At 70.8% G+C, this 24,711-nt stretch carries 24 protein-coding genes, 1 tRNA gene and 1 pseudogene; 13 read left to right on the forward strand and 13 right to left on the reverse strand.

Annotated elements, in window-relative coordinates; translation table 11 throughout:
* Nucleotides 1-20 precede the first annotated feature (20 nt).
* The gene (locus tag ACIGNX_RS03900; RefSeq protein WP_396536037.1) at nt 21-629 is read right to left on the reverse strand and encodes an NAD(P)-dependent oxidoreductase; all 609 of its coding nucleotides are present in this window, start codon (nt 627-629) and stop codon (nt 21-23) included.
* 48 nt (nt 630-677) lie between these two features.
* On the opposite strand from ACIGNX_RS03900, the gene ACIGNX_RS03905 reads away from it, so the two are divergent.
* Entirely contained in the window at nt 678-1,250 is a 573-nt protein-coding gene (locus tag ACIGNX_RS03905) for a TetR/AcrR family transcriptional regulator (RefSeq protein ID WP_396536039.1), read from the forward strand.
* Between the two features lie 22 nt (nt 1,251-1,272).
* On the opposite strand, the gene ACIGNX_RS03910 is transcribed toward ACIGNX_RS03905, so the two are convergent.
* A complete protein-coding gene (locus tag ACIGNX_RS03910) occupies nt 1,273-1,590 on the reverse strand; it encodes an oxidoreductase (RefSeq protein ID WP_396536041.1) in 318 nt (105 codons plus the stop codon).
* Between the two features lie 176 nt (nt 1,591-1,766).
* Here ACIGNX_RS03910 and lpdA point away from each other — a divergent pair, with 176 nt between their 5' ends.
* From lpdA to ACIGNX_RS03945, 7 genes are all read left to right on the forward strand, one after another.
* Nucleotides 1,767-3,137 (forward strand): dihydrolipoyl dehydrogenase, encoded by a 1,371-nt coding sequence (lpdA, locus tag ACIGNX_RS03915; protein ID WP_396536043.1) that lies wholly within the window; start codon nt 1,767-1,769, stop codon nt 3,135-3,137.
* A 54-nt stretch (nt 3,138-3,191) separates the two neighbouring features.
* Entirely contained in the window at nt 3,192-4,976 is a 1,785-nt protein-coding gene (gene sucB, locus ACIGNX_RS03920) for a 2-oxoglutarate dehydrogenase, E2 component, dihydrolipoamide succinyltransferase (RefSeq protein WP_396536045.1), read from the forward strand.
* A gap of 137 nt (nt 4,977-5,113) precedes the next feature.
* The gene (locus ACIGNX_RS03925; RefSeq protein ID WP_396536047.1) at nt 5,114-6,001 is read left to right on the forward strand and encodes a TIGR01777 family oxidoreductase; all 888 of its coding nucleotides are present in this window, start codon (nt 5,114-5,116) and stop codon (nt 5,999-6,001) included.
* 5 nt (nt 6,002-6,006) lie between these two features.
* Nucleotides 6,007-6,597 carry a phosphatase PAP2 family protein gene (locus tag ACIGNX_RS03930; protein ID WP_396536049.1) on the forward strand — a complete coding sequence of 197 codons (591 nt, stop codon included), beginning with the start codon at nt 6,007-6,009 and terminating at the stop codon, nt 6,595-6,597.
* Entirely contained in the window at nt 6,584-7,327 is a 744-nt protein-coding gene (gene lipB, locus ACIGNX_RS03935) for a lipoyl(octanoyl) transferase LipB (RefSeq protein ID WP_396536051.1), read from the forward strand. Before ACIGNX_RS03930 ends, lipB begins: the two co-directional genes overlap by 14 nt.
* A 39-nt stretch (nt 7,328-7,366) precedes the next feature.
* The gene (locus ACIGNX_RS03940; protein WP_396536053.1) at nt 7,367-8,272 is read left to right on the forward strand and encodes a twin-arginine translocation signal domain-containing protein; all 906 of its coding nucleotides are present in this window, start codon (nt 7,367-7,369) and stop codon (nt 8,270-8,272) included.
* A 10-nt stretch (nt 8,273-8,282) separates the two neighbouring features.
* Nucleotides 8,283-8,747 carry an ArsR/SmtB family transcription factor gene (locus ACIGNX_RS03945; RefSeq protein ID WP_396536055.1) on the forward strand — a complete coding sequence of 155 codons (465 nt, stop codon included), beginning with the start codon at nt 8,283-8,285 and terminating at the stop codon, nt 8,745-8,747.
* Here the strand turns inward: ACIGNX_RS03945 and ACIGNX_RS03950 are convergent.
* Both ACIGNX_RS03950 and ACIGNX_RS03955 read right to left on the reverse strand, forming a co-directional pair.
* On the reverse strand, nt 8,732-9,664 hold the full coding sequence (locus ACIGNX_RS03950) for an LLM class F420-dependent oxidoreductase (protein WP_396536057.1): 933 nt from the start codon (nt 9,662-9,664) through the stop codon (nt 8,732-8,734). The genes ACIGNX_RS03945 and ACIGNX_RS03950 overlap by 16 nt on opposite strands.
* A 48-nt stretch (nt 9,665-9,712) precedes the next feature.
* Nucleotides 9,713-10,354 carry a TetR/AcrR family transcriptional regulator gene (locus ACIGNX_RS03955; RefSeq protein WP_396536976.1) on the reverse strand — a complete coding sequence of 214 codons (642 nt, stop codon included), beginning with the start codon at nt 10,352-10,354 and terminating at the stop codon, nt 9,713-9,715.
* A gap of 131 nt (nt 10,355-10,485) precedes the next feature.
* Here ACIGNX_RS03955 and ACIGNX_RS03960 point away from each other — a divergent pair, with 131 nt between their 5' ends.
* The 3 genes from ACIGNX_RS03960 to lipA are packed head-to-tail and all read left to right on the forward strand — an operon-like array spanning nt 10,486 to nt 12,911.
* Nucleotides 10,486-10,929, forward strand: coding sequence for a hypothetical protein (locus tag ACIGNX_RS03960; protein ID WP_396536059.1), 444 nt, complete (start codon nt 10,486-10,488; stop codon nt 10,927-10,929).
* A gap of 20 nt (nt 10,930-10,949) precedes the next feature.
* A complete protein-coding gene (locus ACIGNX_RS03965) occupies nt 10,950-11,891 on the forward strand; it encodes an oxidoreductase (protein WP_396536061.1) in 942 nt (313 codons plus the stop codon).
* Between the two features lie 15 nt (nt 11,892-11,906).
* On the forward strand, nt 11,907-12,911 hold the full coding sequence (gene lipA, locus ACIGNX_RS03970) for a lipoyl synthase (protein WP_396536063.1): 1,005 nt from the start codon (nt 11,907-11,909) through the stop codon (nt 12,909-12,911).
* On the opposite strand, the gene ACIGNX_RS03975 is transcribed toward lipA, so the two are convergent.
* Together ACIGNX_RS03975 and ACIGNX_RS03980 are read right to left on the reverse strand one after the other, a co-directional pair.
* Entirely contained in the window at nt 12,886-13,917 is a 1,032-nt protein-coding gene (locus tag ACIGNX_RS03975) for a saccharopine dehydrogenase family protein (RefSeq protein WP_396536064.1), read from the reverse strand. The two genes, lipA and ACIGNX_RS03975, sit on opposite strands and share 26 nt — an antisense overlap.
* A gap of 3 nt (nt 13,918-13,920) precedes the next feature.
* Nucleotides 13,921-14,232, reverse strand: a complete 312-nt coding sequence (locus ACIGNX_RS03980; protein WP_396536066.1) for a hypothetical protein — start codon at nt 14,230-14,232, stop codon at nt 13,921-13,923.
* A 442-nt stretch (nt 14,233-14,674) separates the two neighbouring features.
* On the opposite strand from ACIGNX_RS03980, the gene ACIGNX_RS03985 reads away from it, so the two are divergent.
* Entirely contained in the window at nt 14,675-15,199 is a 525-nt protein-coding gene (locus ACIGNX_RS03985) for a DUF6119 family protein (protein WP_396536068.1), read from the forward strand.
* A 9-nt stretch (nt 15,200-15,208) separates the two neighbouring features.
* Here the strand turns inward: ACIGNX_RS03985 and ACIGNX_RS03990 are convergent, their stop codons facing one another.
* The 7 genes and pseudogenes from ACIGNX_RS03990 to ACIGNX_RS04020 form a co-directional block, all read right to left on the reverse strand.
* Nucleotides 15,209-16,219, reverse strand: a complete 1,011-nt coding sequence (locus tag ACIGNX_RS03990) for a flavoprotein (protein ID WP_396536070.1) — start codon at nt 16,217-16,219, stop codon at nt 15,209-15,211.
* Nucleotides 16,216-16,800: a hypothetical protein gene (locus tag ACIGNX_RS03995; protein ID WP_396537008.1), complete on the reverse strand. Its 585-nt coding sequence runs from the start codon at nt 16,798-16,800 to the stop codon at nt 16,216-16,218. Before ACIGNX_RS03995 ends, ACIGNX_RS03990 begins: the two co-directional genes overlap by 4 nt.
* Nucleotides 16,801-17,300: 500 nt before the next feature.
* Nucleotides 17,301-18,193 (reverse strand): annotated as a pseudogene (locus tag ACIGNX_RS04000) (IS982 family transposase).
* 233 nt (nt 18,194-18,426) lie between these two features.
* On the reverse strand, nt 18,427-19,959 hold the full coding sequence (locus ACIGNX_RS04005; RefSeq protein ID WP_396536072.1) for a toll/interleukin-1 receptor domain-containing protein: 1,533 nt from the start codon (nt 19,957-19,959) through the stop codon (nt 18,427-18,429).
* Nucleotides 19,960-20,450: 491 nt separating this feature from the next.
* A tRNA-Val gene (locus tag ACIGNX_RS04010) sits at nt 20,451-20,525 on the reverse strand.
* 34 nt (nt 20,526-20,559) lie between these two features.
* Nucleotides 20,560-21,018 carry a peroxiredoxin gene (locus ACIGNX_RS04015; RefSeq protein WP_396536074.1) on the reverse strand — a complete coding sequence of 153 codons (459 nt, stop codon included), beginning with the start codon at nt 21,016-21,018 and terminating at the stop codon, nt 20,560-20,562.
* 104 nt (nt 21,019-21,122) lie between these two features.
* Nucleotides 21,123-21,554 carry a DUF3052 domain-containing protein gene (locus ACIGNX_RS04020; RefSeq protein ID WP_123748036.1) on the reverse strand — a complete coding sequence of 144 codons (432 nt, stop codon included), beginning with the start codon at nt 21,552-21,554 and terminating at the stop codon, nt 21,123-21,125.
* Nucleotides 21,555-21,849: 295 nt separating this feature from the next.
* Here ACIGNX_RS04020 and aceE point away from each other — a divergent pair, with 295 nt between their 5' ends.
* Nucleotides 21,850-24,600: a pyruvate dehydrogenase (acetyl-transferring), homodimeric type gene (gene aceE, locus ACIGNX_RS04025; protein WP_396536076.1), complete on the forward strand. Its 2,751-nt coding sequence runs from the start codon at nt 21,850-21,852 to the stop codon at nt 24,598-24,600.
* Nucleotides 24,601-24,711: the final 111 nt, after the last annotated feature.

Raw genomic sequence — 24,711 nt, forward strand, 5'->3', positions numbered from 1 at the left:
CGCGCCCGCCCGCGCCCCGGTCAGTCCGCGATGCTGATCACCTGCCGCACGGTCCCCGGGTCGGCCAGGCAGCGCAGGACCAGCGCCGCCAGGTCGGCGCGCGACACCCGCACCCCGCCCCGCACGTTGACGCCCACCGCCGTGCGGTAGGCGTCCGTGCGCGGCCCGTCCGTGAGCCGCGGCGGGCGCAGGATCGTCCACTCCAGACCGCTCGCGCGCACCACGCCCTCCATCCGCGCCATGTCGGCCCACGGGTGCTTGAGCACCTGCCGCACCACCGGCTTGACGAGGTAGCGGGTGAGGGCGTCGTCACCCTCGGTCACCATGCCGCTGTTGCTGACCACGAGCAGCCGGGACGCGCCCCGCGCCCGCATCGCCCGGACCAGGGCGTCGGTGCTGTCGGTCTGCACGGACGTGGGCCGCCGGATCGACCGCGAACCGATCGCCGACACGACGGCGTCCGCACCGGCGACGTGCGGGCCGAGCGACCCGGGGTCCATCACGTCCGCCACCGCGTCGCGCCCGTTCGGCGTGCGCACGACGGCGGTGACCTCGTGGCCCGCCTCGCGCGCCAGCTCCACGATCTTCGTCCCCGTGCCCCCGCTGGCACCCAGAACGGTGATCCTCATGCCGGTCTCCCAGGTTGGTGAGTGCTCACTAACCACTAGGGTAGCCCCATGACGACCACACGCGACCGCATGCTCGACGCGGCGGCCCACGTCATGCGCACCAAGGGGCTCGCCCGGGCGACGACGAAGGAGATCGCCAAGGCGGCGGGCTTCTCGGAAGCGGCGCTGTACAAGCACTTCGCGGACAAGACGGAGCTGTTCCTGGCGGTGCTCAGGGAACGCGCGCCGAGCGACCTCGCCGGGCTGCTGGCGTCACTGGAGGCCGGGCGCGGTGACGTGCGGGAGACGTTGGCCGACATCGCGCGGGCCGCGGTCGCGTTCTACGTCGAGACGTTCCCGATCGCCGCGTCGATCTTCTCGGAACCGGCGTTGCTGGCCGCGCACCGGGAGGCGCTGCGAGCGCACGGGGTCGGCCCCGCGACCGTGCCGCTGACGCTCGCCCGGTACCTGGCGGCGGAACGGGAGCTGGGGCGGCTGCCTGCGGGGCTGGACCCGGGCGCGGCGGCGGACCTGCTGCTGGGCGCGTGCCACTACCAGGTGTTCCTGGGGTTCTTCTCCGACCGGCCCGCGGACCCGGAAGCGCTGGTCGGCACGTTGTGGGCCGGGCTGGGGCAGACCTGACCGACGAGCCCGCCGGGACGCCTCAGCCCTGGTTCTTGCGCCGCGAGTACTCGCGCATCCGCTTCGGGTAGCCCACGATCCCCGCGTCGTAGATCGGGATCTCCAGCTTCTTGGCCAGCCGCTTCGCGCCCTCCGTGCCGTCGATGCGGCGACGGGTCCACTCGCCGTCGTGCGCGACCAGCACCACCGTGGTCTCCGTCACGGTCGTCTTCGGCTCGACGTACGCCTCCACGCCCCGGCGCGCGGCGGCCCACCGCTCCAGGTGGCCGGTGTCCGTCGACGTGGCCGGTCGCAGCACTCCAGGCCGCTTCTTCCTGCGAAAACGGTCGAACAGCCCCACCGGGCCACCTCCTGCAAGGACTTCTGCCGACCATGGTGCCGGCGCGGGTGTGAAGGCAGGGGCAAATCGCCCGGAGACCGACACCGCGTCGCGGCCGTTCGCGCGGTAGTGACAAGATGGCAACCACACGCGCGCACCCGCGCGGAGTAAGGCATCAAGCTCTCCAGGGAGATTCCGTGACCGACACCTCCGCCGACCTTGTGATCCTCGGTGGCGGCTCGGGCGGCTACGCCTGCGCGTTCCGCGCGGCCGAGCTCGGCCTGTCCGTCATCCTGGTCGAGAAGGACAAGCTGGGGGGCACGTGCCTGCACCGCGGCTGCATCCCCACCAAGGCGCTGCTGCACGCGGCGGAGGTCGCGGACAACGCCCGCGAGGGTGACCAGTTCGGCGTGAAGTCCTCGCTGGAGGGCATCGACATCGCGGGCGTCAACTCCTACAAGGACGGCGTGGTCGGCCGGCTCTACAAGGGCCTCCAGGGCCTGGTCAAGGCGAACAAGGTGACCCTGGTCGAGGGCGCGGGCACGTTCGTCGGCCCGAACGCCGTCGAGGTCGACGGGCAGCGCTACACCGGCAAGAACGTCGTGCTGGCGACCGGTTCGTACGCCCGCAGCCTGCCCGGCCTGGAGATCGGCGGTCGGGTCATCACCAGCGACCAGGCGCTGAACCTCGACTTCATCCCGGAGAAGGTCGTCGTGCTCGGCGGCGGCGTGATCGGCGTCGAGTTCGCCAGCGTGTGGGCCTCCTTCGGCGCGGACGTCACCATCGTCGAGGCGCTGCCCCGCCTGGTCCCGGCCGAGGACGAGTACGCGTCCAAGCAGCTCGAGCGGGCGTTCCGCCGGCGCGGCATCAAGTTCAAGACCGGCGTGAAGTTCACCGGGGCCACCCAGGGCGACTCGGGCGTGTCGGTCACCCTGGAGTCCGGTGACGTGCTGGAGGCCGACCTGCTGCTGGTCGCCGTCGGCCGCGGCCCGAACACCGCGGGCCACGGCTACGAGGAGGCCGGCGTCGCGCTGGAGCGCGGTTTCGTCGTCACCGACGAGCGGCTGCGCACCAACCTGCCCGGCGTGTACGCCGTCGGCGACGTCGTGCGCGGCCTGCAGCTCGCGCACCGCGGCTTCCAGCAGGGCATCTTCGTCGCCGAGGAGATCGCCGGGCAGAACCCGAAGGTCATCGACGAGGCGGGCATCCCGCGCGTCACCTACTGCAAGCCCGAGGTCGCCTCGGTCGGCCTCACCGAGGCCGCGGCCAAGGAGAAGTACGGTTCGGTCGAGACGTTCGTCTACGACCTCGCGGGCAACGGCAAGAGCCAGATCCTGAAGACCGCCGGCGGCGTCAAGCTCGTGAAGGCGCCCGACGGCCCGGTGGTCGGTGTCACCATGGTCGGCGAGCGGGTCGGCGAGCTGATCGGTGAGGCCCAGCTCATCTACAGCTGGGAGGCGTACCCCGAGGACGTGGCTCCGCTGATCCACGCCCACCCGACCCAGACAGAAGCCCTCGGCGAGGCTTTCCTCGCCTTGGCCGGCAAGCCGCTGCACGTGCACGGCTGACCGTCGCACCCCAGTCAGCCGATCCCCGACCCACGCACGAGGAGTCAGCGAACGATGGCCTTCTCCGTCCAAATGCCCGCACTCGGCGAGAGCGTCACCGAGGGCACGGTCACCCGCTGGTTGAAGCAGGAGGGTGACCGCGTCGAGGTCGACGAGCCCTTGCTCGAGGTGTCCACCGACAAGGTCGACACCGAGATCCCGTCGCCCGCCGCGGGCGTGCTCCAGAAGATCGTCGCCCAGGAGGACGAGACCGTCGAGGTCGGCGCGGAGCTCGCCGTCATCGGTGACGGCTCCGACTCCGGGGGCTCGTCCGACACGTCCGACTCGACCACCGGTGACGCGACCGCGCCGGCCGAGGAGGCGCAGCCCGAGCCGCAGTCCCAGCCGGAGCCGGAGGCCGAGGCCGAGCCGGAGCAGGCCACCCCGTCGTCCGCCGGGTCGTCCTCCGGGTCGGGTTCGGCCGAGGGCACCCCGGTGACGATGCCCGCGCTGGGCGAGAGCGTCACCGAGGGCACCGTCACCCGGTGGCTCAAGGCCGTCGGCGACTCCGTCGAGGTGGACGAGCCGCTGCTGGAGGTGTCCACCGACAAGGTCGACACCGAGATCCCGTCGCCGGTCGCCGGCACGCTGCTGGAGATCACCGCCGGCGAGGACGAGACCGTCGAGGTCGGCGGGAAGCTCGCCGTGATCGGTTCCGGCTCGCCCGCGGCGCAGGAAGCGCCCAAGCCGGCTCCGACCCCGGAAGCGCCGAAGCCCGAGCCCAAGCAGGAGCCGGCCCAGCAGGAGCCGGAGCAGGAGGCGCCGAAGCAGGAGGCGCCGCGTCCGGAGCCGAAGCAGGAGGCCCCCAAGGCCGAGCCCAAGCACGAGGCCCCGTCCGACGAGTCCGCCAACGGCGCGCCGTACGTGACGCCGCTGGTGCGCAAGCTCGCCTCGGAGAACGGCATCGACCTGTCCACGCTCAAGGGCACGGGCGTCGGCGGCCGCATCCGCAAGCAGGACGTGCTCGCCGCCGTCGAGGCCGCCAAGGCCCCGAAGCAGGAGGAGGCGCCGAAGCCCGCCGCCGCCGCGTCCGCGCCGGCCCAGCGGGTCGCGTCCGCGCCGGCCGACACCAGCGGCAAGCGCGGCACGGTGCAGAAGCTGCCCCGGCTGCGGCAGATCGTGGCCCAGCGCACCCGCGAGTCGTTGCAGGTCTCGGCGCAGCTCACGCAGGTGTTCGAGGTGGACGTCACCAAGATCGCCCGCCTGCGCAACCGCGCCAAGGCTGCGTTCGAGCAGCGCGAGGGCACGAAGCTGACGTTCCTGCCGTTCTTCGCCAAGGCGGCGGTCGAGGCGCTCAAGCAGCACCCGGTGCTCAACGCCTCGATCGACGAGGAGAAGAAGGAGGTCGTGTACCACGGTGCCGAGCACCTGGGCATCGCGATCGACACCGAGCGCGGCCTGCTCAACGCGGTCATCGCGAACGCGGGCGACCTGAACCTGGCCGGCCTGTCGCACAAGATCGGCGACCTGGCGGCGCGGGCGCGGGCCAACAAGCTCACGCCCGACGAGCTGACCGGCGGCACGTTCTCGCTGACGAACCTGGGCAGCAACGGCGCGCTGTTCGACACCCCGATCATCCAGCAGCCGCAGGTCGGCATCCTGGGCGTCGGCGTGGTGAAGAAGCGCCCGGTGGTGATCACGGACGAGAACGGCGACGACACCATCGCCATCCGCTCCATGGCGTACCTCGCGCTGACCTACGACCACCGGCTGGTCGACGGCGCGGACGCCGGTCGGTTCCTGACCACGGTCAAGAACCGGTTGGAGGAGGGGTCGTTCGAGGCCGACCTCGGCCTGTGAGGTCCTAGGCCGCGAGGCCGTACGCCGGAAGCCGCTCCCGGGATCGGGGGCGGCTTCCGGCGCGTCCGGGGTCCGGCGGGTGCGGCGGACCGGGTCGCCGGTGTGCGACCGGTGCCCCGCTGCGAGACGATCACCCCATGCGTGTTGTGGTGGCGGGGTCGTCCGGGTTGATCGGCACCAGCGTGGTCGCCGCGTTGCGCGGTTCCGGGCACGAGGTCGTGCGGTTGGTCCGGCGGCGGGCGGCCGCGCCCGACGAGCGGGGCTGGGACCCGCCGGCGGGGCGGATCGACGCCGGTGCGCTGGACGGCGTGGGCGCGGTGGTCAACCTCTGCGGCGCGGGGGTCGCGGACAAGCGGTGGAGCGATTCGCGCAAGCAGGTGTTGTTGGACAGCCGCACGGTGCCGACGGAGGTGTTGGCGGCGGCGGTCGTGGAGCACGGGGTGCCCGTGCTGGTGAACTCCAGTGCCGTCGGCTACTACGGCGACACCGGTGACGACGTGGTGGACGAACAGGCCCCGGCGGGCAGCGGGTTCCTGGCGGGGCTGTGCCGGCGGTGGGAGGCGGCGACGTCGGCCGCCGAGGGGCGGGCCCGGGTGGTGCGGATGCGCACCGGGTTGGTGATCAGCCCGGCCGGCGGGTTGTTCGGGAAGATCCGGCCGTTGTTCGCGCTGTTCCTCGGCGGGCGGTTGGGCGACGGGCGGCAGTACATGCCGTGGATCTCGTTGGACGACGCGGTCGCGGCGATCCGGTTCCTGGTGGAGGACGACGAGGTCTCCGGAGCCGTCAACCTGACCGCCCCGAGCCCGGTGACGAACGCGGAGTTCACCCGGACGGTCGGGCAGGCGTTGCACCGGCCCACGCCGTGGGTCGCGCCGGCGTTCGCGTTGAAGGCGGTGCTGGGCGAGATGGCCGAGGAAGGGCTGCTGGCCGGTCAGCGGGCGGTGCCGCGGGTGCTCGAGCGGCACGGGTTCCGGTTCCTGCACCCGGCGCTCGGTGGGGCCGTGGCGGCCGCCGTCGAGAGGTGACGCGCGTGGTGGTCGGCGTCGCGCTGGCGCTGGCCTCGGTCGTGCTGGGCCTCACCGTGCGCCACCGGCCGCCCGGGGTGGACGAGTGGTTGCGGCACGGCGCGGTGGAGCTGGCCCCGGGGTTCGTGGGCGCGGCGACCGCGGTGAGCTTCGTGCTCAGCCCCGGCCTGGCGACGATCGCGCTGGCCTCGTTGGCGTTGCGGGCGTTCCTGGCGAAGGACCTGCTGCTGGCACGGGGTGCGGTGCTGCTGGCGGTGTGCTGGTCGACGGTGTTCGCGCGGTACTTCTACCAGCGGGTGCGGCCGATCGAGTTCGCGAAGTGGGCCTACCCGAGCGGGCACGTCACGGCGGTGACGGCGGTGGCGTTCACGGGGGTGGTGCTGTGCGCGTGGTTGAGCCGGCGCCACCTCCGGTCGGCCGTCGTGCTGGCCTGCGCGGCGGTGGTGCTGACGGCCGCCAGCCGCGTGGTGCTGGAGATGCACTGGTTCACCGACACGGTCGGCGCGGTGCTCGGGGTGGTGGGGGTCGGGCTGCTCGTCTCCAGCGCCCTGCGGCTGCTGCCCGCGGGCGTAGTGTCGAGGCGTGAGCAGTCCTGACCTCTCCTGCCGCACCTCGACGGACCCGGTCGAGGTGCGCGAGCTGGGCACCATCGACTACCTGGCCGCGTGGGACCTGCAACGGGAGCTCGCCGAGGCACGCGCGGACGGCGCGACCGGCGACACGTTGCTGCTGCTGGAGCACCCGCCCGTCTACACGTGCGGGCGGCGCACCGAGCCCGAGGAGCGGCCGCGGGGCGGCGACGTGCCGGTCATCGACGTCGACCGCGGCGGCAAGATCACCTGGCACGGCCCGGGGCAGCTGGTGGGGTACCCGATCGTGCGGCTGGCCGAGCCGATGGACGTCGTGCAGTACGTGCGGCGGCTGGAGCAGGCCCTGATCCACGTGTGCGACCAGCTCGGCGTCGTCACGGGCCGGGTCGAGGGGCGCAGCGGCGTGTGGGTCCCGGCCGACGACAGGGGCGTGGAGCGCAAGGTCGCGGCGATCGGCATCCGCGTGCAGCGGGGTGTGACGATGCACGGCTTCGAGATCAATTGCGATGCGGACCTGTCGGCGTTCGGCGACATCATCCCGTGCGGCATCCGGGACGCGGGCGTGGCGTCGCTGTCGCACGAGCTGGGCCGGGACGTGACGGTGGCCGAGGTGCTGCCGCTGGCGCGGCGGGCCGTGGTCGACGCGTTGAACGGCGACCTGCCGGTGACGGAGCGGACGTTGGAGCGGTCGCGGCCGGTGGCCCCGGGCGTGACGTTCGCGGTGCGGACGGGCTGACACCGGGCTGATCCCCTCCCTAGCATTCCGGAATTACGGATGACCGGAGGGGAGATCGTCGTGCTCCTGACTCGGCGGAACCTGTTGCAGGCGTGCGGGGTGGCCGGTGCCGCCGCGTTGCTGCCCGTCGGTGGGGCGGTGGCGGCTCCGGACGACTGGTTGGGGTGGTTACGCGCGCACCCCGGTGACGCGTGCGTGGTGCTGGACGACGGTCGGGGCGGGCGGGTCGCGCACCGGGCGCACGAACGGCAGCCGTTGGCGGCGGTCAGGCACGTCGTGCACCTGGCCGCGTACCGGCGGAGCGCCGTGGCCGCGGGCGAGCGGGTGTGCGTCGGCGAGTGGGAGCGGTACCACCTGGGGTTGGACGGCGGCGCGCACCAGGCGGCGTTGCGGGCGTTGGGGTTGCCGAGCTCGAACGGGGTGCGGGCGGACGACCCGCGGCGGTTCGTGGCGGTGGGCGACCTGGTGTCGGTGATGGTGGAGCACGGCGACTTCGCGGCGGGCGACTGGTTGCGGCGGCGGGTCGGGGTGGCGGGCCCGGCGTTCGGGGACGAGGTGCTGCGGCTCGTGCTGGGGCGGCCGGTGGGGGTCGAGCGGTACGTGGACGACCCGCGGCTCCGGTTGGAGGTGCTCGGGAGGTTCCCCGACGTGCCCCGGACGGACGAGGGGCTGCGCTCGTGGGCCCTCGGCACGTGGGCGGGCACGGCGGCGGAGGTCGGCCGGGCGTGCCGGGGCCTCGACGGCGCGGTGGTCGGGGTGCTGCCGGGCGTCGTGGCGGTCGGGGTCGGCGTGCGGTGGGAGGACGGCCGGGAGGGCGTCGCGGCGGTGCTCGCGCGGGGCGTCGACGAGGCGTGGGCGGGTCGGGCGCGGGAGCTGGCGGGGTTGGTCCGAACGGCCCTGGCGGAGCCCGCCGTCCTGCGGGGGTTCCACGTCGGCCTCTCGTAGGATCACGGCGGTGGACCTGGTGCAGCGACTGGCCGAGCTGGAACGGCGCGTGGCCGCGTTGGAGGGCGACGAGCCGGTGGCGGTCGCGTCGGGCGAGGGCGGCGAGCTGGGGTACGGCGGGCAGGTCGCGGTGGGCGACGGCCGGGTCTCGTGGCGGATCGACGTGACCCCGGAGCGCGCGCTGTCGTTGCCGGACCGGCCGCGCGTCGAGGTGCTGTCGGCGTTGGCGCACCCGGTCCGGGTGGAGATCGTGCGCGCGCTGCTCACCCGGGGCGGCCGGCCCGCGACGGAGTTGCAGCGGGCGGCCCGGCTGGGGTCGACCGGGCGGCTCTACCACCACCTGAAGGCGTTGACCGCAGCCGGCGTGGTGGAGCAGGACGAGCGCGGCGGCTACCGGTTGCGGCAGGCCGCGACCGTGCCCGTGCTCGTCCTGCTCACCGCCGCGTCGGACGTGGCCGGTCAGCTGCGCAGCTGAGGCGCCACGGCCGCCGCGATCAGCTCCACGTGGTCGAGGTCGGCGAGGTCGAGGACCTGGAGGTACGCGCGGCCGATGCCGGTCCGGTCCCGCCACGCGCCGAGCTTGTCGACCACCTCGTCGGGCGTGCCGGCGAGCCCGTTGCGGCGCAGCTCCTCCACGTCGCGGCCGATGGCGGCGGCACGGCGGGCGACCTCGGCGTCGTCGCGACCCACGCACACCACGAGGGCCGCGGACCGGGTGATCCCGGCGGGGTCGCGGCCGACGTCCGCGCACGCCGCGTCGACCCGGGCCAGCACCTCGACTGCCTTGTCCACCGGCTGGAACGGCAGGTTGAACTCGTCGGCGAACCGCGCGGCGAGCGCGGGGGTGCGCTTGCGGCCCGTGCCGCCGACCAGCACCGGGATCTTCCCGGCGGGCTTGGGCAGGGCGGGCGAGCCGGCGAGGCAGTAGTGCTCGCCGGTGAAGTCGTAGGTCTGCCCGACCGGCGTGGCCCACAGCCCGGTGATGATCTCCAGCTGCTCCTCGTACCGCTCGAAGCGCTCGCGCGTGTCGGGGAACGGCAGGCCGTAGGCGGTGTGCTCGGCCTCGTACCAGCCCGCGCCGAAGCCGAACTCGACCCGGCCGCCGGACATCACGTCCACCTGGGCCACCGAGATGGCCAGCGGGCCGGGGTGGCGGAAGGTGGCGGCGGTCATCAGCGTGCCCAGCCGGATCGTCGTCGTGTCGCGGGCCAGGCCCGCGAGCGTGATCCAGGCGTCGGTCGGGCCGGGCAGGCCGTCGCGGTCGCCCATCTTGAGGTAGTGGTCGGAGCGGAAGAACGCGCCGTAACCGGCGGCCTCGGCGGTGCGCGCCACCGCCAGCAGGTCCTCGTAGGTGGCCCCCTGCTGGGGCTCGGTGAAGATGCGGAGTTCCACCGCCTCGACGCTAGTCCGGCGGGTGGGCGGACCGCGATTCGAGCGGGGTCACCGGCGGCGTGACCGCGGGCGCTTCCCGTCGGGCGGGACGGGCAGGTCGGGCCGGACCCGCAGCCCCTCCACGACGCGGACGATGGTGCGCTCCACCTCGGCGCTGGTCTTGCGCGGGTCGGACGCGCCGGCGATCGTGCTCGCGCCCGCGGACAGCGCGCCGAACAGCAGCCGGCTCATGGTCTCGACGGGGAGCTGCTCCAGCTCGCCGGAGGTCACGAGCACCTCGATCGTGGAGCGCAGCAGGCCGTAGCTGAAGTGCTCCTCCGCCTCGCGCCAGCGCTCCCAGCCCATGACCACCGGCGCTTCGTGGATCACGATCCGCTGGTAGGAGGGCTCCAGGCAGAACCGCACGTACGCGCGCAGGCCGGCGATGGCGGTGTCCCACGGGTCGCCGGGCGCGCTGACGATCTCGCCGAGCTTCTCGATGAACTTGGTCTCGACCGAGTCGAAGGCGGCCTCGAACAACGCCTGCTTGCCGCTGAAGTGGTGGTAGAGCGCGCCCTTGGTGAGCCGCGCCCGCTTGGCCACCTCGTCCAGCGAGGTGCCCGCGTACCCGCGTTTGGCGAACAGCTCCACGGCGCTGTCCACGAGGGCCTGCCTCGTCGACTCCGAGTAGTCCAACCGCCTCGACCGCACTGTCACCACGTTCACAACCGTACGACATACCGACGGTACGTACCCGTGGTATGTTCGCTGCATCGGCCATACCGGCGGTATGCGAAAGACCTAGGGTATGACGCCGGTCACCACGAGAGGAGGGCGTGATCATGGGTTGGTCCGACTTCTACCGGCGGCGCGACGCTCTGGACGCCGTGCTCCGGACCGCGGCGGCGGACCCCGCGGCTCCCCTGGCGTTCGACCGGGACGTGTTCGCCACCGAGGACGAGCTGCTCCTCGCCCTGCACCACCGCTGGATGCAGCAGCTCACCGGGCGGCTCGGCACGGCCCTGGAGGACGACGACGACCGCGTGGGCACCGTCGCCCGCACGTGGCGGGCGCTGGCCGCGGAGCAGCCGGTGCTGCGCGCGGTGCTCGACGCGCACCTCACGTCCGCCGAGGCCGTCGAGCGCGAGCAGCGCATGCTGGCGCTGACCGCGGGCCTGGCGGAGCTGTCCGAGCCGCGCGCGGAGATCGCCCGGGTCGGCGCGGCGTTCGCGAACCTGGTCCGCACGCGGCCCGCCGCCGGGGCGGCGCTCGCCAAGAGCGCCTGATCGCCTGGTAGGTATTGAGCATGCCCAAGTGGATCGCCCGGAAGTGGGACATCGCGGACATCCCGGACCAGAGCGGGCGCACCGCCCTGGTCACCGGGGCCAACTCCGGCCTGGGCCTGCGCACCGCGGAGGTGCTGGCGGGCAAGGGCGCGCGCGTCCTGCTGGCCTGCCGCTCACCCGAACGCGGTGAGCGCGCGCTGGAACGCGTGCGCGCCACCGGCGGCGAGGCCGAGCTGGTGCGGCTGGACCTGGCCGACCTGTCGTCCGTCCGCGCCGCCGCCGACTCGGTGCGCGAGCGCACCGGCGACGCGCTGGACGTGCTGGTCAACAACGCGGGCGTGATGGCGGTGCCGCACGGCCGCACGGCCGACGGCTTCGAGCGCCAGTTCGGCACCAACCACCTGGGCCACGCCGCGTTGACGTGGCTGCTGATGCCCGCGCTGCGCCACCGGCCGGGCGCGCGGGTCGTGACCGTGTCCAGCGTGGCCCACCAGGTGGGCCGCCTCGACCTGGCCGACCCCAACTACGAGGTGCGCCGGTACCGCGCGTGGGACGCCTACGCCCAGTCGAAGCTGGCGAACCTGCTGTTCACGCGCGAGCTGGACCGGCGGACGCGGGCCGCGGGCGTGGACGTGACGTCCGTCGCGGCCCACCCCGGCATGACGGCCACCGAGCTGAGCGGCAACATGGCCCGCGCCAGGGGCAACGCGCTGCTGGGCCTCGGCGTGAGGGTCAGCGACTTCCTCTCCCAGTCCGTCGAGGTCGGTGCGTTGCCGCAGCTCTACGCGGCCACGTCGCCGGACGTGCGGCCGGGCGGCTACTACGGGCCGGACGGCTTCCGCGAGCTGCGCGGCCACCCCGCCCCGGCGAGGTCCTCGACGGCCGCCCGCGACGACCTCGCGGCCAGCCGGTTGTGGGACTTGACGGCCAAGCTCACGGGCGTCGCGCCGGACCCCTCGTGACGTAGGGTTGAGGTCGTGACCGTCGTACCTGAAGGTCGGAAGCTGCTGCGGCTGGAAGTCCGCAACAGCCAAACGCCCATCGAGAAGAAGCCCTCGTGGATCAAGACCAAGGCGAAGATGGGCCCCGAGTACCGGGAGCTCAAGGGCCTGGTCAAACGCGAGGGCCTGCACACGGTGTGCGAAGAGGCCGGTTGTCCCAACATCTACGAGTGCTGGGAAGACCGGGAGGCCACCTTCCTGATCGGTGGCGAGCAGTGCACCCGCCGCTGCGACTTCTGCCAGATCGACACCGGCAAGCCCGCCGACCTCGACCGCGATGAACCGCGTCGGGTGGCGGAGTCGGTGCAGGCCATGGGTCTGCGCTACTCGACCGTGACGGGCGTGGCCCGCGACGACCTGCCCGACGGTGGCGCGTGGCTGTACGCCGAGACCGTCCGGCAGATCCACGCGATGAACCCCGGCACGGGCGTCGAGCTGCTGATCCCCGACTTCAACGCGGTGCCCGAGCAGCTGGCCGAGGTGTTCTCGTCGCGGCCCGAGGTGCTGGCGCACAACCTGGAGACCGTGCCGCGCATCTTCAAGCGCATCCGGCCGGCGTTCCGCTACGAGCGGTCGCTGGAGGTCATCACCGCGGCCCGCGAGGCGGGGCTGGTGACGAAGTCCAACCTGATCCTGGGGATGGGCGAGACGCCGGACGAGGTCACCGAGGCGCTGCACGACCTGCACGACGCCGGCTGCGAGATCATCACCATCACGCAGTACCTGCGGCCCTCGCCCCGGCACCACCCGGTGGAGCGCTGGGTGAAGCCGGAGGAGTTCGTGACGCACAAGGAGACCGCCGAGGGCATCGGCTTCTCCGGCGTCATGGCCGGTCCCCTGGTCCGCTCGTCCTACCGCGCCGGCCGGCTGTACGCCCAGGCCGTGCAGAAGCGCGGCGACGTGCTGCCGGAGAACCTGCGCCACTTGCTGGAGGCCGGTGGCGCGGCGCAGGAGATCACCTCGCTGCTGTCGGCCCGCTGACCACCACGCCGTCCAGCGCCCGGACGTAGTCCGCACCGAAGGCGCTGGACGGCGTGTGCGCGCCCGGGGTCACGTCGGCGAGGTGTCGCACGGCCTTGACGACCGAGTCGGCGGTGAGGTCGTAGGCGTTGGGGCCGGTGAGCGCGGCCCGGACCCGGTTGCCGTCGTCGTCCCAGGCCTCGCCGAACACCTCGGAGCGGGTCCTGGCCCTGGTGGCGGCGCTCGGGCCGCCGATGCGCTTGGCCAGCGCCCGCCCCACCCGCTGTGCCGCGGCCGTGCGCAGGAGCGGCGCGGTGAGCGGCTGGAGGCGGCCCAGCGCGCCGGGGATCGTCGTGAACGTGGTGACGTTCGGGATGCCGGTGGACCGGTAGGCCGTGCTGACGTCGCCCCACGGGATCGCGCCGACCTCCCGCGGCCGGTCGCGGAAGTGCGCCGTGCGCCTGCGGTGGCCCAGCGGGACGTCGCGGATCTCCCCCGCCACCCTGGCCCGCCCGCCGCCGCCCGACCCCTCGACGGCGGTCATGGCCGTGCCGGCGCTGGCACCGCCTTGGACCACGAAGGCGAGGTCCAGGTGCGTGGCCGTGGGGAGGGCGTCGTGCAGCATGGCGGCGACGCAGTCGGTCGGCACGACGTCGAACCCGGCCCCGGGCAGCAGCACCACGCCGGCGCGCTTCGCGTCCTCGTCCCGCCGGCTGACGGCTTCGAAGACGTCGATCTCGCCGGTGATGTCGAGGTAGTGGGTCCGGCTCTCCAGGCAGGCGTCCACCATCGGCCGCGAGGTGGCCGAGAACGGCCCGGCGCAGTGCGCGACCGCGTCGACGTCGGCGAGGTGCCGTGCCGCCTCGTGGAGGCCGAAGGCGCGGTGCTCCAGGCCCAGCCGCTCGGCCAGGGGCCGCAGCTTCGCGGCGTCGCGCCCGGCCAGCACCGGCCGCAGCCCGCGCCGCACCGCCAGTTCCGCGACGAGTGTGCCGGTGAACCCGTATGCGCCGTAGACCACCCACTCCATGCGCTAGAACCTACTAGTAGGTAGCCAAGTGGAGGACCGCCGACGCGCCGGCAGGCTGCCCGCCAGGCAGACCAGGCCCACCGCGGTGACGGGAGCGGCCCACGCCAGCCGCTCGGCGCGCAGCCGGCCGCAGATCTCGACGTACGCGCCGCCCTCGGCCTCGACGGCGACGCGGTCGTACCCCATGCCCGCGCTGTTGCCGCAGGCGACCGCGACGCCCGACGGCGTGTCGACGGACAGGGGCAGCAGCGCGATCAACAACCCGGCCAGCGCGAACGCGGCACCGACCACCGCGGCGACCGTCCTGGGCGACATGCGAGGAAGTTACGCGTTCGCCGGGTTCCGGTACAGGGGGAGACCACGTGCGGCGACGCGGCGGGCGCACCTGATGGGCCATCCGGCCTACTGGGGCGAGCGGCCGGTCCGGTGCGCCGAGCGGTCCCCGCTCGCGGCGGAGCGATCGGCCCGACCATTCGCGGACGGGACAAATACCGGAAAGGTTCCGGGGCGCGATCACGCGAAAAAACGATAATCACCTAATCGAGTGACTTGCATTCCGATCGCCACACCCGATATGCGCAACCGGGTCTTTCGGAGCGCGTCTTCGCACCTCACCACCGGCGCGACCGCCCACCGCCGCTGGGCTCAGCCGCCTTGCCGCTCGCCGACGGGACACCCCGTTCCACCCGTCCGTGGGTCACGGTGAATGCGCCAGGCCGAACTCTCCCCGCGTCCCCGAAGAGGAGTTCCGACCACCGTGAAGAACGTCGACGACCCCGCCCTGCTGACCGCCCTGGAACGCCGACTGGCCGCCGCGCTGGGCGGCAGCACCCGGTTCGGCCGCCTGGCCCTGCGCTGGCCCGCCGCCGCCACCCACCGCGCCGCCCGCACGGTGGCGTTCCGCACGAACGACGTCGGCGGCTACGGCCCGCTCCCCCTGGGTCGCGACCTGGACGTCACCACCGTCACCAGGCGGTTCGCGAGAATCCCCGAGTTCGCCAGGACGGACGAGCTGAAACAGTCGCGCGTGATCCCGTGCGCCGACCACGCCCGCGAAGAACTGCTGACCCCGCCGATCCCCCTGGACCACTGGATCACCTTCGAGACCACCCTGGGCCACCGCACCTACCGCCTCCACGAGGGCCACTGGCGGGAAACCCCCCACCCGGGCCCGCCGACGTCGTCCCCCACGGTCCTGTGGACCTCGTCGGCCCCTGATCACGAGCACCTGATCAGACGACGGGCCTCCGTGCCGTGCGCCGAGGGCGCGCGAAACCCCTGAACCCCACCGTCACGGGTCGACGCCGGGCCGGTGGAGGGCGTCGAGCATGGGCCGGTCACCCGCCAACACGGTGGACCGGCACTCGTCCGTGGACGCCCGCAGCCACGCGGGAATGACCCGAGGGATGCCTGGAGCGGCGGGAAGCGCCCTCGGCACTTCACCTGCCTCGGCGAAGCCGTCGACCACCGCCAGGGCCGGCGCGGCGACGTGCGGGTGCACGTAGTCGTGGACGAAGGCACCCCGGTAGTCGAGGCGGTCCCGCCGGTACCCCGAGTCGCGCGGCGCGACCACGATCACCGGCGTGCCCAGCGCGATCGCAGCGGCCATCTCCCCGCCAACGCCCGAGCCGCGCCGCTCGCGTGCGTCCACCACCACGGCGGAGGCCGTGAGCACCTGATACATGTCACGGTCGAACTGGCCGAGCACATTGGTGGGGTCCGTGATCGGGTCGTCCGGGTTCAGGAACACCACCTCCAGCGGGTGTGCCCCCTCCTGCACCTGCTCGCGCTCCGCGTCGGTCCAGCACAACTTCCGCCCATCGCCGCCCCCCGACCGCGGGGCGTGCGGCCGGAAGCCCTCTCCCCCGAACAGCACCTCCACGCCCGACGGCCGCAAGGTGTCGATGCTGCGGTGCAGGACGGGGTTGGCGGCGAAAGCCGTGTTCACGAACGGCAGCACGGCGATCGGCACGCCGAGGCCGGCCAGTTCGGCCAGTTGCGTCAGCACGTAGGTGTCGGCGATGCCGGCCGTCCACTTGTTGATCGTGTTGTAGGTCGCCGGCGCGACCACCACGGCGTCGGCCTTCGGCAGGGCCGGCTGTCCTTGGCGCTGGTAACCCGTGCGGACCGGGTGGCCGGTGAGGCGCTCCGGCTCGCCGAGGTCGAGGAAGTGCTCGGCAGCGGCGGGGGTGGCCACGCAGTGGACCGACCAGCCCTTGCCTCGGACGAGGTCGACGGCGACCCGGACGTGGTCGGCCGGGCCCGCACCGCAGACCATCAGGTATAGGACTCGCTCGGTCATGCGGGCACATCCGCTCGGTGGGGCAACCGGCGGACCTGGCGGGCCGGTTCGCCGGTGGTGGCGGACAGCAGGGTCCGCAACAGGCCGTGGGCAACCGGGCGGCAGCGGGCCTCCTGCGGGGCGGTGTGTTCGGCCCGGGTCAAGGCGCGGGTGGCTTCGGCGTAGTTGCCTCGGTGGGTGTTGGCCCGGGTCAGGTCGAGCAGGTGGTTGGCACGGCGCTCCGCAGGCAGGGCGTTGAGAGCGCCTTGCGGAATGGTGTTCGCCACGCGAAGGGCTGCCTCGGTCTCGTGGAGGCGGACGAGGGCGGACACGCGGTGGATCGCCACGTTGGCGCGACCGAAGTGCGCGTGGTGAACGGCGCAGTGGGGCTCCATGCGTTCGGCGGCGCGGAGCACTTCCTCGTGCATCGCCGACGCCAGCCCGGCGTCCTCCTGCTCGGCTGCGGCGATGGCGGCGGCCAGGTAGAGCATCCCGTGGAGGGCGAGTAGGCCGCCGGGGTCACGACGGACCTCGGGACGCATCCGGTCGGCCATGCCCAACAGGACCTCGACGGCTTCCGCGCGTTGCCGGGCGACGGCCACCTCTTCGCGGCGTGCCAGTCCTCGACCGACACCGTCAAAGCCCGTACAGGTAACGCCAATCTAAGAGTCGGGGATGAGCTGGATGTACGAGCACCTCGCAGGCGCGTACCGGGTTAACATAATGATTCAACATAGTACGCCGTGAGCGCTCTCGACTGACCGAATTTTCATAGCGTCCGGACAGTTCCACAGCGCAAGCACGTAACAAGTCATGGAATCGCCTCGGTCCGATGTCGTGGCTTCAAGAAGATGAGCAGTAGCCCACTGATCAAGTAGCGAGCGGGCCTCGCGTAATTCGAGGTTGGCAACTGCCGCAGCGACATGAGGGCCGAACTCAGGACCTGGATGCGAGCTCAGCAGCCGAAGCACTGTGCCTGGTCGCTGTCAAGACGGTTGTACGACCACGCGAACACGGCCCGCACAGCTGCGCTCGTCGCCATCACGGCTCAATGTCTCCAGAGGGCCGGACTTGTCAGCTAGACGAGTAATGCGTAAGTCGGTCAGTGGTCGTAGGCGGTCGGGGACCGGGTGACGGGTTGGCCGGTGGTGCGGTTGTGCCAGATGGCGGCGGTGAGGGCGAGGAGTCGTTGGGCGATGCGGACTCCGACGCCGTCGATGGTGCGTCCGCCGTGCTGTTCGAGGTTCAGCTGGCCTTTGAGGGTGTCGTTGACCGACTCGATGAGCTGGCGGACGGACTTGAGCAGCGGCTCGCCGGGGTGCGGGGTGCGGTTGCGGTAGGAGGGCCGGATCAGCCGGACCCCGCGTTCGTGCAGGAAGCGGTCCAGTTCGCGGGAGACGTAGCCCTTGTCGGCGATGATCAGCAGGCCGGGCCGGTCGGCGAGCAGGTGGGGTTCGTGGTCGCAGATCGCCATGAGCACCTGCCGTTCGTCGATCTTCGGGTCGGCCAACGCCCAGGTGATCGGCAGTCCGGCGGGGGTGCAGACCAGGTGCAGGCGCAGGCCCCAGAACCAGCGGGAGTGCGAGCGGCAGTAGCCGTACTTGGCCCACCCGGCCAGTTCCGAACGCTTGACCGTTGGTCGGGAGCGTCCGCACTCGATCGGGGTGGAGTCGACGATCCAGGTGGTGTCGGTCCACAGGTCGGTGTCGGCGGCCAGCCAGCGTGTGACCTGCTTGACCAGCGGCAATGCCGCACGTAGGCGACGGTTGAGCCGGACTGGCCGGGCAGTTATCGGAACGCGCCGGGGATCCGGGTGGGCAGGAACCGCAGCCAGCGGGCCTCGGAGGTGAACCCGAGCAGGGCCTGGGCCACGGCGAGGGTGACCAGCTCGGCGTCGGTCAGCTTCGGCGGTCTACCGAGGCGGGGCCTGCCCGCCATGTGGTCGTCGATCTTGACGTAGAGTGCGGTCAGAAGGGTGTTCAGGTCTGTCGTCACAAACGGATCTTGAACACCCTTCGCCCGTCTCCGGTCACTACCCCGGACTTACGCATTACTCGTCTAGGGGTCAAACTGAACTTTGACTCGACTTGCGTCCTCTGCGACCAACAATAGACGCGCACATTACTCGAAGAGCTTAATGGGCGGTCGCGTATTTGTCTCTGAGGCGGACAAAATTATCAAAGTTGAAAATGACGACAATCGCAGCACCGTCGAGGCGCTTTGGGCAATTATCTGAATTCTAGGTAGTTCCTGAATCGGTTGAATGCCACAGTGTAGTCTCGAAGCACGCTCGCCACATATTCAGGATTGCCATTGAAGAACTCGCGCAGCGGAGGCCACGCCGCACCCTGTGAATTTATCTCAGGCAAGACCTCTTCAAATACTCTTCGGCTAGAATTGATGGGCCGCGCCGAACGCCCAAGCCACTTGGTGTACCTCATCGATGCTTCAGCCTTCGCGTTCTCCCTCAGCCCTCGATTAAACCGCAGTCCTTCATGGCCCTGCGAGATCAGGCCAAGCATGATCTCCGCCCTGTCGAAGAAGGCGTCATACATCGCGTCATCCGGGTACTGATCCATGAAGTGCGGCCTTAAAATCGCATGAAGCCACTCCGCTATAGGCGTGTCGTAGTCGTAGTCGCCGCCATCCATCAGAGCCTCGAGCACGGTGCGCGGACCATTTCCGCTCTTAGTCGCACCGGCAACCACCTTAGGCAGTCGGTCACCCATGCTACGGAAAGGCGTCCAGGGGTACTCCACCATCAAGAGGGGGTCAGGAATTTCCTGATGTTTACCCGGAAAGGTGATATCGACCAGCAGAACTCTCAAGTTCTTCCAGCGAGATTGACCGACCGCGGCGAGAGCGACCGTAAATGTTGCGGTTAAGGCTGGTACATGCCGGAGATCAAGCAGAAACTTGTTACCACCTCGTGGCTTCAAGGCCTCCCCAGCGAGCGCCCTAAGTCCAGAAGCCCACGGAGTGAGCTCTTGCGGCTCGTTAGTCCAGCGCACCGCAACCTGGAGCGAAGCACAGAACGCTTCGACGAGGCGCCAGTAGTCTGCGGCAACCTCGGCGCAGCGCACCACCTGGTCCTCGGTGGTGCCCTCCAGTCGCTGAGTCGGGAACCGCTCTTCGTCACGCATCGCCTCAAGGATGCGTTGGACCTCTTGCAAAATAAGGCTGTCCAGCTCGATGCGCCTGGCCGGGTCGACAATCATCTCTTTGGTCATGCGACGCAGCATGGCCGGACGCTCGGCATCGCTCGCTTCCTCGACCGACGCTCGGACGGTTGCAGGATCCGGGCTTGTAGCGCCAACGATCTTGCTAATCGTATTCGTCAGACCCACAAGATTCACGATGTAGTTACTGCCGAACAGATCCGCGTAGTTGAGATCGTTAAGAGTTCTACCCGACCCCAGATCCCATCCTGGCACGGCCATGTCATCGAAGCGGACAGGGATAATCCACGTCGCTCCAGGCGGTAGCATCCTGAACTCATCGATCGCTAGTGAGAGTTCCTCGTTCATGTAAGACTTGAACCTCGCAAGCGAGTTCCTGGAGAAGCACGCAAGGAAGACAAGTGACTCGGATCGGATCGCCTCGCGGATCTCGCGCTTCCAGTGGTCACCTGGCGCGAGGGAAGTACGATCTCGCCAATACGGGATGTCGGCCGCTTCCAGCGCTTGACACAGCTGGTCGACCTTCTCGGCATCTTCCCGCACATAGGACACGAAGACGTGCTTGACCTTGTCGCTCGGCATGGCAGGCAGCGTACTGCGCGATCGACCTCGTCTGGGACGATTCATTCAAACGTGAGGTGGCCTCGACAATTTGCTCTCCGTAGCCATAAGGTCGACGTAGGTTTCAAGATCGCAAATCGACAAGATCGAGATTCGCTTTCGCCTGAGGAAGACGTTACGTCAACCACGCTTGTAGCTCGTTCGGGTGAACTGCCTCCTCATCTGACCGTGGGCAGTAACGCAGTGCTCTTGGAAGCGTATGAGTCCGCATACGCATTACACGCAAGGGGCCGTCATGAAGACGATCTACGCCGCTCTTCTAGCCGCCCTCCCGATCGCACTCATGGTTACACCGGGCAGCGCCTCCGAAGCGGAGGCATGGTCACCTTCAGCCATTGACAGTGGTAGCTGGACGGTAGAGGTGGTTGATCACGCCGCCGACAACGGCATCATTGATATTAAAACCACGCACCGTGATTTCCCCTCGGTGCGTGGTTTGAATGAGGCCTACGTGGTGGGCGCGGCAGGATTCGAACCTGCGACCGCTCGGGTGTAAACCGAGTGCTCTTCCGCTGAGCTACGCGCCCCGGGCCGACCGGGCGTGGTCGGCGGTGGGAGGGGTCAGGCCAGGGCGGCCACGGCCTTCTTCCAGGCCTCCTGGTCGCGGGGTTCGCCGGGGGCGTTCACCTCGGCGTAGCGGACCACGCCGGCGGTGTCGATGAGGAACGTGCCGCGGTTGGCCAGGCCCGCCTGCTCGTTGAACACGCCGTACTCCTGGGCCACCTGCCCGTGCGGCCAGAAGTCCGACAGCAGCGGGAACTGGTAGCCCTCCTGGGCGGCCCACGCCTTCAGGCTGAACGGCGTGTCCACGGACACCCCGATGACCTGCACGTTCTCGTCCTCGTAAGTGGCCAGCTCGTCCCGCAACTGGCACAGCTCACCGGTGCAGATGCCGCTGAACGCGAACGGGTAGAACACCAGCAGCACGTTGCGCTCCCCGCGGAACGAGGACAGCGTCACGGGCTGCTTGTTGTAGTCGTTGAGCGTGAAGTCCGGGGCCTGCGCACCGACCTCGACCATGCCACATCCTCCACCGCGTCCGAGCAACCCGAAGAACGGGCTCCACCCGATCGGGGAGCCCGCCGTCGAGCCTAAGGCATGGCGGTCGGCGTGCCTCGCCGCGGTCAGCGCTTCGTCTTGGCCGACTTCGGGGAGACGAGCCTGGTCGCGGACCAGTCACCGCTCACCGTGATGTTGGAGGTCTGGGCGAGCCCCGCGGTCGACACGGCCTCGGCGATGTCGCTCGGCTCGACGTGACCGGCTCGACCGGTCTTGGGCGTCAGCACCCAGATCACGCCGTCGTCGGCGAGGGCCGTGGTGGCGTTGATCAAGGCGTCGGCGAGGTCGCCGTCCTCCTCGCGCCACCAGAGCAGGACCACGTCCATGACCTCGTCGGAGTCCTCATCGAGCAGATCACCGCCCACCCGCTCCTCGATCGCGGCACGCAGGTCGTCGTCGACGTCCTCGTCCCAGCCGATCTCCTGGACCACGCTGCCCGGTTCGATCCCGAGCCTGTCGGCGACACCGATCTTGCCGGCGTCTTCCGCGGCGACCACGGCTTCCACTCCTCCAAGTACACAAGAGCGGCAGCCGGGTACGACTGCCGCGCGATGTCACTACCAGTCGCGGCTAGCGAACACTGTCAGCCCTGCCACGCGCAACCGTAAGAGCCAAGACACGCCGCATCGGGTACCCCCGAGTGCGGTCCTCCGACCGGATGAGGCACGCTCTACACACCTCCTATTCGCGCGCGCGAGGGGAACGATCCGGAGTTACTCACCGGTAGAGGTGACGGGACCGTGACTGTCGGGCGACGATGGAGTTGAGAAGACCCCGGAACGAGGAGATCCCTTGGCCCCGCAGAACACCCCCGAGCGGGTACGCGTCATCCGTGACGGTCTGGCCGCCCACCTCCCCGACATCGACCCGGAGGAGACCGCGGAGTGGCTGGAGTCGTTCGACGCCGCGCTCAAGGGCGGCGGGCAGCAGCGCGCCCGCTACCTGATGCTGCGGCTGCTCGAGCGGGCCAGGGAGAGCCACGTCGGTGTCCCTTCGCTGACCAGCACGGATTACGTCAACACCATCCCCACCGAGCGCGAGCCGTGGTTCCCCGGCGACGAGGAGGTGGAGCGCCGCTACCGGGCCTGGATCCGGTGGAACGCGGCGATGACCGTGCACCGCGCGCAGCGCCCCGGCGTCGGCGTCGGCGGCCACATCTCGACCTACGCGTCGTCGGCCAGCCTGTACGAGGTCGGCTTCAACCACTTCTTCCGGGGCAAGGACCACCCCGGCGGCGGTGACCACGTGTTCATCCAGGGTCACGCCTCGCCCGGCGTGTACGCCCGCGCGTTCCTCGAGGGCCGGCTCACCGCCGACCAGCTCGACGGCTTCCGCCAGGAGTACTCGCACGCCGGTCCGGGCGGCGGCCTGCCGTCGTACCCGCACCCGCGGCTCATGCCGGACTTCTGGGAGTTCCCCACGGTGTCCATGGGCCTGGGCCCGATGAACGCCATCTACCAGGCGCGGTTCAACCGCTACCTGCACGCCCGCGGCCTGAAGGACACGTCCGACCAGCGCGTCTGGGCGTTCCTCGGCGACGGCGAGATGGACGAGCCCGAGTCGCGCGGCCTGCTCCAGGTGGCGGCGAACGAGCAGCTCGACAACCTGACGTTCGTGGTGAACTGCAACCTGCAGCGCCTCGACGGGCCGGTGCGCGGCAACGGCAAGATCATCCAGGAGCTGGAGGCGTTCTTCCGCGGCGCGGGCTGGAACGTCATCAAGGTCATCTGGGGCCGCGAGTGGGACGCCCTGCTGCACGCCGACCGCGACGGCGCGCTGGTCAACCTGATGAACACCACCCCGGACGGCGACTACCAGACGTACAAGGCCAACGACGGCGCGTACGTCAAGGAGCACTTCTTCGGGCGCGACCCGCGCACGAAGGAGCTGGTCGCGCCGATGTCCGACGACGAGGTGTGGAACCTCAAGCGCGGCGGGCACGACTACCGCAAGGTGTACGCGGCCTACAAGGCGGCGTCGGAGCACGTCGGCCAGCCGACGGTCATCCTCGCCAAGACCATCAAGGGCTACGGCCTGGGCCCGCACTTCGCGGCGCGCAACGCCACGCACCAGATGAAGAAGATGACCCACGAGGACCTCAAGAACTTCCGGGACAGCCTGCGCATCCCGATCGAGGACAAGGACCTCGACCCGTACCTGCCGCCGTACTACCACCCCGGCGAGGACGCCCCGGAGATCCGGTACCTGCTGGAGCGCCGCCGCCAGCTCGGCGGGTTCGTGCCGGAGCGGCGGACCAAGTCCAAGGCGCTGGTGCTGCCCGGCGACAAGGTCTACGACGTCGTGCGCAAGGGCTCGGGCAAGCAGGAGGTCGCCACCACGATGGCGTTCGTCCGGCTGGTCCGCGACCTGGCCAAGGACCCGGAGATCGGCGGCCGGATCGTGCCGATCATCCCGGACGAGGCGCGCACGTTCGGCATGGACTCGATGTTCCCGGCGCAGAAGATCTACAACCCGAACGGCCAGCTCTACACCTCCGTGGACGCCCAGCTGATGCTGGCCTACAAGGAGAGCGAGCAGGGCCAGATCCTGCACGAGGGCATCAACGAGGCCGGTTCGACGGCGTCGTTCACCGCGGCGGGCACGTCCTACGCCACGCACGGCGAGCCGATGATCCCGATCTACATCTTCTACTCGATGTTCGGGTTCCAGCGGACCGGCGACGGCCTGTGGGCGGCGGCGGACCAGATGGCGCGCGGCTTCGTGCTGGGCGCCACGGCGGGCCGCACCACGCTGACCGGTGAGGGCCTGCAGCACGCGGACGGGCACTCGCTGCTGCTGGCGCACACCAACCCGGCGGTCGTGGCGTACGACCCGGCGTGGTCGTTCGAGGTGGCGCACATCGTCCGGGACGGCCTGCGGCGGATGTACGGCGAGAACGCCGAGAACGTCTTCTACTACATCACCGTCTACAACGAGCCGTACCAGCAGCCGGCCGAGCCGGAGGGCCTGGACGTCGAGGGCCTGCTCAAGGGCCTGTACCGGTACCAGGCGGCGCCGGCGCAGGGCGGGCCGCGGGCCCAGCTGCTCGCGTCCGGCGTGGCGATGCCGTGGGCGGTGAAGGCGCAGCAGGTGCTCGCCGAGGAGTGGGGCGTGCAGGCCGACGTGTGGTCCGCGACGTCGTACTCGGAGCTGCGGCGCGAGGCGGTCGAGGTGGACCGGCACAACCTGCTGCACCCCGACCAGGAGCCGCGCGTGCCGTACGTCACGCAGGCGCTCGCGGACGCGGGCGGCCCCGTGGTGGCGGTGTCGGACTGGATGCGCGCGGTGCCGGACCTGATCCGCCCGTACGTACCGACCGACATGACGACGCTGGGCACCGACGGGTTCGGCTTCTCCGACACCCGGCCGGCGGCGCGGCGGCACTTCCTGGTCGACACCGAGTCGATCGTGGTGGCCACGCTGGCGGCGCTGGCCAAGCGCGGCGAGATCCAGCAGTCGCTGGTCGTGCAGGCGGCCCGGAAGTACCGGATCGACGACGTGACCGCGGCGGGCCCGTCCACCTCGGACGCCGGCCTGGCCTGATCGCCACCTCCCTCGGGGCGGCTCGCGCACGGCGCGGGCCGCCCCGAGGCGTTTCCGCACTAATGCGGCCGACCAGCGGAATCGTCCGCTTGTCCGCCGCGCGGTGTGATC

Source organism: Actinosynnema sp. NPDC053489 (genome assembly GCF_044544865.1).
Taxonomy (GTDB): domain Bacteria; phylum Actinomycetota; class Actinomycetes; order Mycobacteriales; family Pseudonocardiaceae; genus Actinosynnema.